Annotated in this window: 16 protein-coding genes; 13 read left to right on the top strand and 3 right to left on the bottom strand. The window is 63.8% G+C overall.

The window, feature by feature from the left end:
• Window positions 1-2: 2 nt before the first annotated feature.
• The 5 genes from AC1D1P_RS04605 to AC1D1P_RS04585 all read left to right on the top strand — a co-directional run bounded on the left by AC1D1P_RS04605 (window position 3) and on the right by AC1D1P_RS04585 (window position 3,404).
• The gene (locus AC1D1P_RS04605; RefSeq protein WP_477672220.1) at window positions 3-302 is read left to right on the top strand and encodes an ArsR/SmtB family transcription factor; all 300 of its coding nucleotides are present in this window, start codon (window positions 3-5) and stop codon (window positions 300-302) included.
• 76 nt (window positions 303-378) lie between these two features.
• Window positions 379-879, top strand: a complete 501-nt coding sequence (locus tag AC1D1P_RS04600; protein ID WP_477672219.1) for an ArsI/CadI family heavy metal resistance metalloenzyme — start codon at window positions 379-381, stop codon at window positions 877-879.
• Window positions 880-905: 26 nt separating this feature from the next.
• A complete protein-coding gene (locus AC1D1P_RS04595) occupies window positions 906-1,406 on the top strand; it encodes an arsenate reductase ArsC (RefSeq protein ID WP_477672218.1) in 501 nt (166 codons plus the stop codon).
• Window positions 1,403-2,116: an aquaporin gene (locus AC1D1P_RS04590; protein ID WP_477672217.1), complete on the top strand. Its 714-nt coding sequence runs from the start codon at window positions 1,403-1,405 to the stop codon at window positions 2,114-2,116. Before AC1D1P_RS04595 ends, AC1D1P_RS04590 begins: the two co-directional genes overlap by 4 nt.
• 52 nt (window positions 2,117-2,168) lie before the next feature.
• Window positions 2,169-3,404, top strand: coding sequence for an MFS transporter (locus AC1D1P_RS04585; RefSeq protein ID WP_477672222.1), 1,236 nt, complete (start codon window positions 2,169-2,171; stop codon window positions 3,402-3,404).
• Window positions 3,405-3,409: 5 nt separating this feature from the next.
• Here the strand turns inward: AC1D1P_RS04585 and AC1D1P_RS04580 are convergent, their stop codons facing one another.
• From AC1D1P_RS04580 to AC1D1P_RS04570, 3 genes are read right to left on the bottom strand one after another with little or no spacing between them, the layout of a single operon-like run.
• Entirely contained in the window at window positions 3,410-3,937 is a 528-nt protein-coding gene (locus AC1D1P_RS04580) for a GNAT family N-acetyltransferase (RefSeq protein WP_477672221.1), read from the bottom strand.
• Between the two features lie 56 nt (window positions 3,938-3,993).
• Entirely contained in the window at window positions 3,994-4,830 is an 837-nt protein-coding gene (locus AC1D1P_RS04575) for an amidohydrolase family protein (protein WP_477672216.1), read from the bottom strand.
• A complete protein-coding gene (locus AC1D1P_RS04570) occupies window positions 4,827-5,825 on the bottom strand; it encodes an aldo/keto reductase (protein WP_477672215.1) in 999 nt (332 codons plus the stop codon). Before AC1D1P_RS04570 ends, AC1D1P_RS04575 begins: the two co-directional genes overlap by 4 nt.
• A gap of 68 nt (window positions 5,826-5,893) precedes the next feature.
• Between AC1D1P_RS04570 and AC1D1P_RS04565 the strand changes: the two genes are divergently transcribed.
• The 8 genes from AC1D1P_RS04565 to AC1D1P_RS04530 form a co-directional block, all read left to right on the top strand.
• Window positions 5,894-6,427, top strand: a complete 534-nt coding sequence (locus AC1D1P_RS04565; protein ID WP_477672214.1) for an RbsD/FucU family protein — start codon at window positions 5,894-5,896, stop codon at window positions 6,425-6,427.
• 2 nt (window positions 6,428-6,429) lie between these two features.
• The gene (locus AC1D1P_RS04560; protein WP_477670925.1) at window positions 6,430-7,143 is read left to right on the top strand and encodes a GntR family transcriptional regulator; all 714 of its coding nucleotides are present in this window, start codon (window positions 6,430-6,432) and stop codon (window positions 7,141-7,143) included.
• On the top strand, window positions 7,140-8,072 hold the full coding sequence (locus AC1D1P_RS04555) for a dihydrodipicolinate synthase family protein (RefSeq protein ID WP_477670926.1): 933 nt from the start codon (window positions 7,140-7,142) through the stop codon (window positions 8,070-8,072). Before AC1D1P_RS04560 ends, AC1D1P_RS04555 begins: the two co-directional genes overlap by 4 nt.
• Before the next feature lie 78 nt (window positions 8,073-8,150).
• The gene (locus AC1D1P_RS04550) at window positions 8,151-9,167 is read left to right on the top strand and encodes a sialic acid TRAP transporter substrate-binding protein SiaP (RefSeq protein WP_477670927.1); all 1,017 of its coding nucleotides are present in this window, start codon (window positions 8,151-8,153) and stop codon (window positions 9,165-9,167) included.
• A 26-nt stretch (window positions 9,168-9,193) separates the two neighbouring features.
• The gene (locus tag AC1D1P_RS04545; RefSeq protein WP_477670928.1) at window positions 9,194-9,673 is read left to right on the top strand and encodes a TRAP transporter small permease; all 480 of its coding nucleotides are present in this window, start codon (window positions 9,194-9,196) and stop codon (window positions 9,671-9,673) included.
• Window positions 9,670-10,968 carry a TRAP transporter large permease gene (locus tag AC1D1P_RS04540; protein WP_477670929.1) on the top strand — a complete coding sequence of 433 codons (1,299 nt, stop codon included), beginning with the start codon at window positions 9,670-9,672 and terminating at the stop codon, window positions 10,966-10,968. The genes AC1D1P_RS04545 and AC1D1P_RS04540 overlap by 4 nt, the downstream gene beginning before the upstream one ends.
• A gap of 138 nt (window positions 10,969-11,106) precedes the next feature.
• The gene (locus tag AC1D1P_RS04535; protein ID WP_477672213.1) at window positions 11,107-12,030 is read left to right on the top strand and encodes a ribokinase; all 924 of its coding nucleotides are present in this window, start codon (window positions 11,107-11,109) and stop codon (window positions 12,028-12,030) included.
• A gap of 321 nt (window positions 12,031-12,351) precedes the next feature.
• Window positions 12,352-13,182: efflux RND transporter periplasmic adaptor subunit (locus AC1D1P_RS04530; protein ID WP_477672212.1), on the top strand; the 831-nt coding region annotated here is incomplete at its 3' end.

Below are 13,182 nucleotides of genomic sequence, written 5' to 3'. Positions count from 1 at the left end.
CCCTGGCAGCGCTGGCGCAAGCCCAGCGCCTGCGCGCGTTCCGCGCCCTCGTCGTCGCCGGGCCTGACGGATTGACGCCGGGCGCGATGGCCGAACAACTGGGCGTCGCACCGAGTGCCCTGTCTTTCCATCTCAAAGAGCTCTCACACGCCGGCCTCGTCAACAGCGAGGCGCGCGGGCGCAACCTGATCTACCGCGCCAACTTCGGGCAAATGAATGCGCTGCTCGGCTACCTGACAGAGCACTGCTGCGAAGGCGGCACTTGCGAGGTAGCCACCCAGGCCGATTGCAGCAACTGCTGAACGCCACTACGCGATTACGCGCCACACCTCCATCACCCACAGAGCCAATCCAACACCACCACCCAAGGAGAGCCCCATGAAACGCTTCCATGTCCACGTCCACGTGAAAGATCTCGAGCAGAACATCGCCTTTTACTCGGCCATGTTTGACCAGCAGCCGGCCCGCACCGAAGCCGACTACGCCAAGTGGATGCTCAGCGACCCGCCGGTCAACTTTGCCATCTCTACCCGGGGGAGTGCGCCCGGCGTGGACCATCTGGGCATTCAGGTTGACAGGCCCGAAGAGCTGCAGGCCCTGAAAGCCAGCGCCACCCGCGCCGACATGACACTGCTGGATGAAGGCCCCACCACCTGCTGCTATGCCCGCAGCGATAAATACTGGCTGACCGACCCGCAGGGCATCGCCTGGGAGCAGTTCCACACGCTGGACAGCATTCCTGTTTTCAGCGAGTCGAAACCCACACCAAATAAGGCCACAGCCCAATCCTGCTGTGYGCAAGCAGCTACAAATACTGTAGCAACCGTACAGCTTTCCGAAGCCCCACGATCGGCCCAAGGCACCAAAGCCTGCTGCTAAACAACGGCCAAGAGAAGAAGCCCCCCATGACAACGCAACCCATCAACGTCCTTTTCCTGTGCACCCACAATTCAGCCCGCAGCATCTTGGCCGAAGCCGTGTTGAACCATATCGGCCAGGGCAGGTTCAAAGGCTACTCGGCAGGCAGCAGCCCGCGCGAAAACCAGCAGCCCAATCCGTTGGGGCTGCAGACCCTGCGCACCGCGGGCATTTCCATCGAAGGCCTGCGCAGCAAAAACTGGGACGAATTCGCCTTGCCAGACGCACCACACATGGATCTGGTCATTACGGTTTGCGACAACGCGGCGGGTGAGGCCTGCCCCTTCTGGCCAGGCCATCCCGCTACTGCACATTGGGGTTATGCGGATCCGTCCGAAGGTGACGGCACGGAGGCACAAAAACTGGAAGCATTCCGCCAGACCCTRCATGCCATTCGCCGCCGGCTGGATCTGCTGGTCAACCGTCCGCCAGCCCATATTGACAAGCTGATGCTGCAAACCAGCGCGCGTGATCTGGCCCGCTCATGAGCCAGGCGATAAACATCACTCCCGCAGAAGCCCCCAAGCCTTTAGCACAGCAACTCCTCGCGGAATTCGTCGGCACCGCTGCCCTGCTCTGCGCCGTCATCGGCTCGGGCATCATGGCCGAGCGCTTGAGCGGCGGCAACATGGGTGTGGCCCTGCTGGCCAACACACTGGCCACCGTGTGGGCGCTGTATGTGCTGATCGAGCTGCTCGGGCCGGTCAGTGGCGCGCACTTCAATCCGTTGGTCACCCTTGTTATGTGGTCAAAAGGCCCTGTAACCCATAAGGGACGAGCGCAAGCAGCTATTCTTTTCATAGCACTCCAGTTGCTGGGTGCTGTAGCCGGCGCCTGGCTGGCGCACGCCATGTTTGACATGAGCGTGCTGCAGTTCAGTACCAAACTGCGCAGCGGCTGGGGTCAGTGGCTGGCCGAAGCGGTGGCCACGGGCGGATTGATCCTTGTCGTGCTGCGCGCCCCTGCGGCCAAGGCGCCAGCGCTGGTCGCCTGCTACATCGGCGCAGCGTACTGGTTCACCGCCAGCACCTCGTTTGCCAACCCGGCCGCCGTGTTGGGACGCATGCTGTCAGACAGTTTTGCCGGCATCGCGCCCGCCAGTGCAGCGGGCTTTGTGGCTGCCCAGGCTGCCGGTGCGTTGGTGGGCGTGGCCCTGCATCATGCGCTGGGCCGGCAGCAGGCCGTGGGCCAAGGCTGAAACGCAGGCAGCGAATCAAGGCGCCGCGTCCGTCCTTGGTACCCTTGTGGCTGTGACACCGAAAAGCCGTTCTGCCACCGTCGTCCAGCTGGGCATCGCACAAACGCTGGCGTGGGCCTCCAGCTACTACCTGCCGGCAATTCTGGCGGTGCCCATGGCGCGCGACCTCGGCGTCGGCACGCCCACCGTGTTTGCCGCTTTTTCTGCCGCGCTGGTGGTCTCCGCATTGCTGGGCCCGGCTGCGGGCAAAGCCATTGACCAGCGCGGCGGAAGGCCGGTGCTGGCCGCGAACAGCCTGATTTTTGCCGCCGGGCTGGTGGTCCTTGCGATGGCGCAGGGGCCGATGGACCTGTTTGCCGGCTGGGTGATTCTGGGCGTGGCCATGGCCGCGGGCCTGTACGAAGCGGCCTTTGCCGCGCTGGTTCACCTGTACGGGAAAGACGCGCGCGGCGCCATCACCGGCATCACCCTGTTTGCTGGTTTTGCCAGCACGGTGGGCTGGCCCTTGTCGACCTGGCTGGAGCTTGAATGGGGCTGGCGCGCGGCCTGTCTGGCCTGGGCCGCGCTGCATTTGCTGGTGGGGCTGCCGCTGAACTGGCGGCTTCCGGCTTCGCCCGCGGCGGGCATTCCCACCCAGGCTCCTTCAGACGCAAGCCCGCCCGATGCCCTGGTGCCCGCTGCTCCGTCGTCACCATCCACCTCTTCTCTCACCTCTTCCGCCTCCAACACCGCCCGCACCGCAGTCCTACTGGCGCTGGTGTTTGCCGTCACCTGGTTCATCAGTACCGCCATGGCCGCACACCTGCCGCGGTTGTTGCAAGCCCACGGTGTGCCACTGGCCACAGCACTGATATTTGCCGGACTTGTGGGCCCCGCGCAGGTTGCGGGCCGGTTGCTCGAATATGGCCTGCTGCGCAACATTCACCCGCTGGTGTCAGCGCGGGTGGCCGGCTGCCTGCACACGCTGGGCGCAGTGGTGTTCCTGTTTTTTGGCATCCCGGCAGGGGCGGTGTTCACTGTGCTGCACGGCGCCGGCAATGGCGTGCTGACGATTGCCAAAGGCACGCTGCCGCTGGTGCTGTTTGGCGTGCGGGATTACGGCGCGCGCCAGGGATTGTTGATGGTGCCAGCCCGCTTTGCGCAGGCCACAGCGCCCTGGCTGTTTGGCCTGGCGATTGACCGTTTTGGCAGCGGCGCGCTGTGGTTTTCAGCAGCGCTGGGCTTGGTGGCTTTCGCGGCGTTGATGTTGCTGCGGGATCCGTCCCGCCCGGCCAGCCAAAGCGCCTGAAATCGTCAATCCAGCCACTTCTGGAGAAACTGCGCCTGGCCCATGGCCGGATCCAGCTGATAGCCGGCAAAACCGATGCGCTCATAAAGCTTGATGGCGCTGCGGTTGCCTTGCAGTACCTCCAGCGTCAGTTTGCAGGCGCCGCGTTCGCGTGAAATCTCGTCCACCAGCGCGAGCATCTGCTCGCCGATACGCTGGCCACGGTGGCCGGGCAGCACGGCCACGTCGTGGATGTTGACGAGCGGGCGGCAGGCGAAGGTGGAAAAACCTTCAATGCAGTTGATGAGGCCGACAGCCTTCTCGCCACTAAAGGCCAGCACGCTGAAGGCATGCGGGCGTTTGGCGAGTTCACTGACGAGATGTTTCTTTGCAAAATCGCTGAGCGGCTTGGCGCCGCCGGCCGGGTCTTGCGCATAGGCGTCGAGCAATTGCACAACAGCGGCGGCATGCACGGGATTGCCGTAGTCGGCGCGGCAAACCTGCAGCGGGCTTTCGGAAGGGTTGGTGGATTCGGTCACGCGATGCGCTTTCAGTGCAGACAATCGGATGATTCTAAAGACGGCGCGCAAAGCAGAGCGCAAACCGGGATTTAAAGCCAGTACAACTCTCTGGCGTTGCCACCCATGACAGCCGCCTGGCTCGCTACGTCGAGCGGCGCAAGCAATTGTTGCGTCTCGCCCCACCACTGCGCGTAGCTGCCGGCCAGTTCCAGCACGGGCCAGTCACTGCCCCACACCACACGCTGCTCACCAAAACTTTTGAGCACGCGCTTGCCCCAGCGCGTGACAGCGCCGGCAGYCGGCTTCGGCCCGGCCTCGGTCATCAGGCCCGACAGTTTGCAATAGGCCTGTGTCTCGCCGGCAATGCGCAGCATGTCGTCGGCCCAGGGCTGCCACTGGCCCGCAGCGATGTCAGGTTTGGCGGCATGGTCTATCACCATTCGCAAATCCGGGTGCCGGCGCGCCAGTGTCACGATATGCGGCAGGTGCACAGGCTTGACCAGCGCATCGAACACCAGGCCGCATTCCACCATCGCATGCAGGGCCGGCGCCAGCGCTGGCTGCAGTATCCATTGCGCATCGGCAATGTCCTGCAGCATCGGGCGCAGTCCCTTGAGCCGGGGGTGGCGGGCCAGCGCCGCTATGCGGGCAGGTGCGTCGGGCGCCAGCATGTCCACCCAGCCGACCACACCCAGCACACCGGGGCTCGCATCGGCCTGGGCCAGCAAAAAATGTGTTTCGGCTTCAGTGGCTGCGGCCTGCACCAGCACGCCGCCCCGCACACCCAATGGCGCAGACTGCGCCTGCCAGTCCTTCACGGCCACATCGCGGTAGATCGGCGCCAGCTCCGGTGTCAGCCAGCCGTAGTCATCACGCGCCAGCTGCCAGCAATGAAAGTGCGCGTCAATCACCGGAAACGATGTCATGGCGTCAGCACCTCGGCGGGCAGCAGGCCCTGCGTGCGCAGCGCTGTCCAGAACTCCGGCGGGATGGGGTGCGCCATCATGGCCACGGCGTCCGTCCATTCGCCGGCTTTGCGGGCACCCAGCATGAGGCTGTGCACGGCCGGGTGTGCCAGCGGAAACTGCAGCGCAGCGGCGCGCAGTGGAACACCGTGCGCTTCACAAACCCCTTCAATTTTCGCGGTCCGCTCCAGCCATTCGTGCGCGGCCGGCGCGTAGTTGAAAGTTGCAGCACCGCCGCGCGTCCCGGTAGCAAGAATGCCCGAGTTAAACGCACCACCCAGTGCGATGCGCACGCCGCGCGCCAGGCACTGCGGCAGCAAAACAGGCAGCGCACTGTGGTCCAGCAGGCTGTAGCGGCCTGCCAGCATCAGCACATCCAGATCGGCTTCGCGCAACACGTCCAGCACGACGCCGACATCATTGGTGCCGAGCCCGATGGCGCGCACAAGGCCTTCGCGCTTCAATTGCTGCAGCGCAGGCAGCGTTTCATCGATCAGCTGGCGCAGCACGGCCCCGGCGTTGGCGCCATGGGTTTGGACGTCCGGATCGTGAATGTAGACACTGTCGAGCCGCGACATGCCCAGCCGCTGGAGGCTGTCTTCCACGCTGCGGCGCGTGCCCGCGACGCTGAAGTCCCAATGCTGGTTAAAAGGCAGGATGTCGACATAGCCGTGCTGGGCGGTCGCGGCATGCCCGTCGGGTGTCAGGATGCGGCCGACCTTGCTGGACAGGGTGAAGCTGTCCCGTGGCCGGGAACGCAGTGCATCGCCCATCCGCCGCTCCGACAGCCCATGACCGTAATGCGGTGCCGTGTCAAAACTGCGGCAGCCGCCAGCCCAGGCGGCATCCACCAGCGCCTTCGCCTCTTCGTTGCTGACGGCCGAAAACAGGTTCCCCAGCGGCGCGCCGCCGAGCCCGAGCCGAAGGGATGTGGGACTGGAAGAGGTGGAAGTCATTTCAACATGCCGGTAAAACCGCAGTTCCGGGTAAACACCAATAAAAGTTCAGCAATGTTATAGCTAACATGTCAGTCATCCAACCCGGAGAAACCCGCAGCCTGAAAAGCCGGGCGGATCTGGGCTATTGCCTATCACTACCTCGTCCCCAACGCATGCTCAAGAATATTCCGCCACTGTTGACCCCTGACGCATTGCATGGACTTTGCAGCATGGGCCATGGAGATGACGTCGCCATCGTGGACGCCAACTTTCCTGCCGCTGCCGTGGCGGCCCGGGGCGGCGCCCGGCTGGTGCAGCTGGCGGGTGTCACGTCGCCGCAGGCATTGCAGGCCGTGCTGCAACTTCTGCCGCTGGACAGCTACGTGCGCGACGTTGCCTGGACGATGCAGGTGGTCGGTGATGCCGGCGCTGTGCCCGCCCCTGTCGCCGAATTTTCCGCGCTGCTGGCCCAGGCGGCCGAGCGGCCCGCCGCCACGCTGGAACGGTTTGAGTTTTATGCGCGCACCGAAGCGGCCTTCCTGATCCTGCAGACGGGCGAGCAGCGCAAGTACGGCAACATCCTGCTGCGCAAGGGCGTCATATCCAGCGACGCGAGCTGACCGTGAACGCGGCGCAAGCCCCCCACAGCCCGCCCATCAGCCTGCGTGCGCAGGCCTATGAGAGCTTTCAGCAGCAGATCGTCGATGCCAACATTCGCCCCGGGCAGTTTGTTTCGCAGCGCGAACTAATGCAGCTGCTGGGTATGCCGCTGGGTGCCGTGCGTGAGCTCATTCCCCGCCTGGAGGCCGAGGGCCTGCTCAAGACCGTGCCGCAGCGCGGCCTGCAGGTCGCTCACGTAGATCTGAAACTGATCAACAACGCCTTTCAGCTGCGCCGCCTGCTGGAGCGCGAGGCCGCCATCCGTTTTGTCACCACCGTGTCCGATGCCGACCTCGCAGCCATCGAGCAGGCGCACCTGAACATCGTCAAGCGTGCGCGGAAAAAGGCCATTGACGACAGCCTGCTCAAGGACGCCACCGCGGTGGATTGGGGCCTGCACGACCTGATGATCGACGCACTGGGCAACGAGCTGATCTCCGAGGTCTACCGCATCAACAGCCTGCGCGTGCGACTGATCAAGCTCGAAGGCTCGACCCTTTCACCCGACGTGCTGATTCCCGCCATGGAAGAGCACCTCTGGTTTATCGACGCCCTCAAGCGGCGCGACGCGCCTGCCGTGATCGAACGCCTGAGCCACCACATTGAAAGCGCGCACCGACGTGTGCTAGGACTGCCGCGGCCCGATATGCCGTGGTCTTTGGAGAACCCTGAATGACGATTTCCCCCGCAGCCCCCAACGCCGCATTCCGCGGCATCTGGCCTGCCCTGCTCACACCGCTCAATGCCGACCTCAGCATTGACCACGCCAAATTTGCCGCCCACTGCAAGCACCTGATTGCCAACGGCTGCCCTGGTGTCACGGCTTTTGGCACCACCGGCGAAGGGCCATCATTCTCTCTGGCCGAGCGCAAGGAAGCCATTGAGCAGCTCATCAAGAACGGCATTCCGGCCGCGCAGATCATGGTGTCAACCAGCTGCGCCGCCCTGCCCGAAACGCTGGAGCTGACGCGCCACGCCGTCAAGGCGGGGGTGCACGGCTGCCTGATGCTGCCGCCGTTTTTCCTCAAGGGCGTGTCTGACCAGGGCGTCATCGACAGCTACCGCTATGTGATCGACGGCATGGCCGGCACGCCTTTCAAGCTGTACCTGTATCACATCCCCCAGGTCACGGGCGTTCCGCTGTCGCACCATGTGATCAGCACGCTCAAGAAGCAGTACCCGGACACCATCGTCGGCATCAAGGACAGCGCCTGCACCACCGCGCACTCGGTCGGCCTGTCCGACGCGTTCATGAAAGACATCACGGTCTACGTCGGTTTTGAACCCGACCTGCCGGAGATGGGCCGCCGCGGCAGCACCGGCGCCATCAGCGGCCTGGCCAATTTCATGCCGCGACTGGTCAAGCGGCTGGTCACAGAACCCGACGCCCCCAGCACGCCCGCCGAACGCGAGCGCGTTGTCGAGCTCATCGGCATGCTGGGCCCCTATTCGCTGATGCCCGCACTCAAGGGGATCATGGCCATGCTGAGCGGCGACAAGACCTGGCTGCGCGTGCGCGCACCGCTGGTGGCTTTGACAACCGACGAATACACGGCGCTGGAAAAAACCATCAGCGCCTTCGGGATTAATACAAAATCCGAGTGACGCCACGCCGGGCTGGTCCCGGTACGGTTTCAATAATTTCACGCGACTTCACGACAAAGTAACGACAAAGGAGACAACATGACAGCTTCCCTCAAAGGTATTTTCCGCCGCAGCCTGCTGGGCACCGCTTCCGCCGTGCTGCTGATGGGCGCCCTGCTGCCCGCCGCACAGGCACAGAACAAGGTCGTGCTGCGCGTTTCCACGCCGGCCGTGCCCGATGACTGGCACGCCAAGATGTGGACCGTCTTCAAGGAGAACCTTGAAAAGAGCGCGCCCGGCGAGTTCGATGTGCAGATCAACCTGAACGCATCGCTCTTCAAGCAGGGCACAGAGCCCGCCGCCATGGCGCGCGGAAACCTTGAGCTGTCGTCGATTTCCGCTTTTGACATCGCCAAACTGGTTCCCGAGTTCTCGATCTTCACGGCCGGCTACATCGTGCGCGACCCGGACCACCAGCAAAAGGTGTTCAACGGCCCCATCGGCACCGAGATGTTCAAGATGGTTTCCGAGAAAATGGAAGTGACGCCGCTGTCCACCGTGTACCTCGGCACACGTCAGGTCAACCTGCGTGAGGCCCGCAACGTCAAGGTTCCCGCCGACCTCAAGGGTGTGAAGCTGCGCATGCCAGGCTCCAAGGAATGGCTGTTCCTGGGTGAGGCACTGGGCGCCACGCCGACGCCGCTGGCCTTTGGCGAGGTCTACCTGGGCCTGAAGACCGGCACCATCGACGGCCAGGACAACCCCCTGCCCTCCGTGCGCGCTGCGAAGTTCTATGAAGTGACCAAGCAGATCGTACTGACCAGCCACCTGGTGGACGGGATCTTCATCGCGATTTCGAACAAGGCTTACAACGCGATGAGTCCGGCGCAAAAGACCAAGGTCAAAGCCGCCGCACAGGCCGCTTCCGCCTACAACAATGAAAACCGCATCAAGGAAGAAGGCCAGCTCGTCGAGTTCTTCAAGAAAGAAGGCCTCACTGTCACCACGCCGGATGTGGACGCTTTCCGCAAAACAGTGCAGACGACTTACCTCAACTCCGAGTACGCCAAGGTCTGGCCCAAAGGCCTGCTTGAGCGCATCAACGCCACCAAGTAAGTCGAGCGGACCACCCTGAAACAACCATGAAAAGCTGGCTCCAAAAAACCGCCAACCTGATTGGCGGCGGACTCTTCCTGACCCTGTTCATCGTGTTCGTGATCCAGATCACGGCGCGTTTTGCCTTCAACAAACCGCTGGCCTGGACGGACGAGGCAGCCGTGATCCTCTATGTCTGGGTCATTCTGTGGGCCGCCGCCGTGGTGGTGCCCGAGCGCGAGCATGTGGTGTTCGACCTGGTCTGGAATAACATGCCCTACCGCGGCCGGCAAGCCATGGCGATTACCGGCAACCTGCTGGTGGGCGGCCTGGCGGCTTGGGGCATTCCGGGCTGCTGGGACTATGTGCAYTTCATGGCCCGCGAAGGAACGCCCGTGCTGGGCGTGTCTTTCCAATGGGTTTTCATGCCTTTTGTGCTGCTGCTYGCYGCTCTGGCGGTGCGCTCGGCCTGGGCGATCTGGAACGCGATCCGTGGCAAGGGTCTTGAAGCGGAGCTGCGGATATGACAAGCGCTATCTGGGTATTGGTTGGGGTGCTGGCGGGCGGCATGCTGCTGCGCATGCCCATCGGTTTTTCGATGATCGCGGCGGGCATCGGCTACCTTGCAGTCAAGGGACAGGACATCGGCCTGGTGGCCGAGCAGATCGGCAACGGCCTTTACAACAGCTACGTGCTGCTGGCAGTGCCGCTTTTTGTGTTCGCCGCCAACATCATGAATGCCGGCACAGTCAGTGAACGGATCTTTGACTTTTGCCGCATCCTGGTGGGCCGCTTTCGCGGCGGCCTGGCGCAGGTGGACATTCTGGTCAGCGTGATTTTCTCGGGCATGAGCGGCAGCGCCATCGCCGACGCGGCCGGTCCCGGCCTGGTCACGATTCGCCAGATGCTGAAAAAACCGGAATACACGCGCGGCTTTGCTGGCGCGGTGGTGGTGGCCAGCGCCACGCTGGGCCCCATCATCCCGCCGTCTATCCCCATGGTGATTTACGCACTGGTGTCGGGCGCTTCGGTCGGTGCCCTCTTTCTGGGTGGCGTGGTGCCGGGCTTCCTGATGGCCGGGCTGATGATGGGCGTGGTCGCTGTCATCGCCAAAAAGCGCAACATGCCGCGCGACGAACCTGTGCCACGCTCGGAATGGGCCGGCCTGATCTTTCGTGGTGCGCTGCCGTTGTCGATGCCCATCGTGCTGCTGGGCGGCATTTACTCCGGCATCTTCACGCCGACCGAAGCCGCCGCCGTGGCCGCGCTGCATGCATTGATCCTGGCGGCGCTGGTGTTCCGCGCATTGACGTGGCGCAGCTTCTGGGTCGTGGTGATGGAATCCACACGCGCCAGCGCGGTGATCACCATGATCCTGGCCGGCTCCTTCATGCTCAACTACGCCTTCACCGCCGAAGGCGTGCCGCAGGCCATGGCCGCGTGGGTCGACAGCATGCATTTTTCGCAGATCGGCTTTTTGCTGATGGTGAACGTCATGTTCCTGGTGCTGGGCTGCTTCCTCGATGTGTCAGTGCTGCTGCTGGTGTTTGTGCCCATGCTGCTGCCGGCGGCCAAGCTGCTGGGCGTGGACCTGGTGCACTTCGGCGTGCTGGTCGTGCTCAACATGATGATCGGCCTGATCCACCCGCCTTTCGGCATGCTGCTATTCGTGACCAAGGCCCTTACCGGCATCCCTATCGGCGAAATGATGAAGGAAGGCTGGCCTTTCCTCGTCATGCTGCTGCTGCTGTTGCTGGCCATGACTTGCTTTCCGCAGATCGTCCTCTGGCTGCCGCAAACCATGGGTTATGGAGCGAAATAATGACTCCCCCCCGAAGCGCCTGCGGCGCCTCCCCCTCGAGGGGGCGACACCTGCGGCCCGGCAAAGCCGGTTCCGCGGCGTCTGCTTGGTGGCACCCGCCCATGCCCCAGATCGGCGCTTCACTCCAGAGACTACGGTATGAATGACGTTGTGAATACCGATGTCGTTTGCGTTGCCAGCTGGAACGCCGACCTGATCTCCCGCGTCGAGCGGCCCATCGCGCGCGGGGAAACGCTGATGGCCAGCGATTTCAGCATCAGCCCGGGCGGCAAGGGCAGCAATGCGGCAGTGGCCGCTGCCCGACAAGGTGCGCGCGTGGCACTGATCGCACGTATCGGGGACGACGACTTCGGGCGCATGGGGATGAAGCTTTGGCAGGACGAAGGCATAGCCACCACACACGTCGAGCAAGTAGCCGGTGAGCGCAGCGGCGTTGCGCAAATCCTCGTCTACGAGGACGGCGACAACAGCATTGCGGTGTATCCCGGTGCCGGCAAAGGCCTGGCCGCGCGGCATGCGCAGGCCGCGCAGCAGGTGTTGGGCGCTTGCCGCGTCGTGATGGCTTCGTGCGAGGTGCCTGCAGACGCCACGCTGGAAGCCTTTCGCCTGGCCCGCGGGGCAGGCGCCATCACCATACTGAACCCCGCACCTGCGCGACCGCTGCCTGACGAACTTCTGGCGCTGGTCGATGTGCTCACGCCCAATGAAAACGAACTCTACCTGCTGGCCGGTGCAGCGCATGCCGGTTCGGTGGACGACGCTGCCCTGCAGTTGCTCAACCGTGGTACACGCGCCGTGCTCGTCACGCTGGGCGCTTCCGGCTGCCGGCTCTACCAGGCCGGCAAGCCGCCCGTTTCGCTGCCGGGCCGCCGCATGGCCGTGTGCGACACCATAGGCGCGGGCGACACCTTCACCGGCGCGCTGGCCGCTGCGCTGGCACGCGGAGAAATGCTGCCTGCTGCCATGCAGTGGGCCAATGCGGCTGCCGCACTGTCGGTCACGCGGCACGGTGCCATCGATGGCATGCCGTCGTTCGCCGAAGCGGCGGCGCTGCTGGGCTAAATACCGGAATCTGACCGGTATCTGGAAAGAATGGCTGCAGCCCAATAGCAACGGGCGCAAGCAGCTATTAAAACGATAGCAATCGGCAAACTCAAGCCCCGCACCTGTTATTGCCCGAAGTCGTGTAGGCCAATCGCCGCTTTACCGGATATTTACGCGCCTCTTTCAGGCGCTTTATCTGCGCCGCCGAGGCTTGCAGTGATAATTATTGAGCGCCGTCAGGTGGACCCGAGGGCTTTGGCTGCCGGCGCATGAATCACCATCAAACACAAAAAAATGCTGTGCCGGCCCGTCTGGCGCAGCGGGCACCAAGGACAGCTGATGGACCCGAAAGCCGAGACGCCGGAAAGCGGCGCCCCTACCCCATCCCGTAGAAGACTAAGCCGCCGCGCGTCCATCATCGGCAGCGTGATCGCCGTGCTGGCACTGGCCGGCACCGGCTGGCTGGCCTGGCACCTSACCCACCCYTCCACAGACACYCMRACSGGCGGCGGCCCGGGCGGTCCTGGCGGAGCCTTCAGGCGCGGYGCACCRGCCACCACGGTAGGCGTCGCCACSGCCGAGAAGGCCAGCATCCCGATCGTCCTGGAAGCCYTGGGCACCGTCACTCCCCAGGCCACGGTCAGGGTGCGGCCACAGGTTTCCGGCGTGATGGAAAAGGTTTTGTTCAAGGAAGGCCAGATGGTCAAGGCCGGTGAACTTCTGGCCACCATCGACCCGCGCCAGTTTGAAATGGCGCTGATGCAGGCCGTGGGCCAGCGCCAGCGCGACGAGGCGCAACTTGACAGCGCCCGCGTCACCCTGCAGCGCTTCAAGACCCTGCTCGAGCAGGACTCGATTGCACGGCAGGAAGTCGACACGCAGGCTGCACTGGTCAAGCAGCTGGAAGGCACAGTCGTCATCGACAAGGCCAATGAAGGCACAGCGCGGCTCAACCTGGGCTACACCCGCGTGGTGGCGCCCGTCAGCGGGCGCGTGGGCCTGCGCACTGTGGACATCGGCAATGTGGTGAGCAATAGCGACGCCAACGGCATTGCGCTGATTACCCAGGTCAGCCCGATTGACGTGGTCTTCTCCGTCCCGCAGGACCGGGCGGGCGAGCTGCAGCAAAACGCCGCTGGAAGCACTGCCATGAAAGTCGTTGCGCTGGAC

This window comes from Polaromonas sp. P1_E1_2, assembly GCF_056406035.1.
The sequence above is the reverse complement of the archived record's forward strand: the minus strand, read 5'-3'. Positions and strand labels throughout refer to the sequence as shown.

Bases quoted from the DNA above. Each gene is read 5' to 3' on its own strand.
- AC1D1P_RS04590 (WP_477672217.1), top strand. From the start codon at position 1,403: ATGAGCCAGGCGATAAACATCACTCCCGCAGAAGCCCCCAAGCCTTTA.
- AC1D1P_RS04570 (WP_477672215.1), bottom strand. From the start codon at position 5,825: ATGACTTCCACCTCTTCCAGTCCCACATCCCTTCGGCTCGGGCTCGGC.
- AC1D1P_RS04565 (WP_477672214.1), top strand. From the start codon at position 5,894: ATGTCAGTCATCCAACCCGGAGAAACCCGCAGCCTGAAAAGCCGGGCG.
- AC1D1P_RS04555 (WP_477670926.1), top strand. From the start codon at position 7,140: ATGACGATTTCCCCCGCAGCCCCCAACGCCGCATTCCGCGGCATCTGG.
- AC1D1P_RS04550 (WP_477670927.1), top strand. From the start codon at position 8,151: ATGACAGCTTCCCTCAAAGGTATTTTCCGCCGCAGCCTGCTGGGCACC.
- AC1D1P_RS04540 (WP_477670929.1), top strand. From the start codon at position 9,670: ATGACAAGCGCTATCTGGGTATTGGTTGGGGTGCTGGCGGGCGGCATG.
- AC1D1P_RS04535 (WP_477672213.1), top strand. From the start codon at position 11,107: ATGAATGACGTTGTGAATACCGATGTCGTTTGCGTTGCCAGCTGGAAC.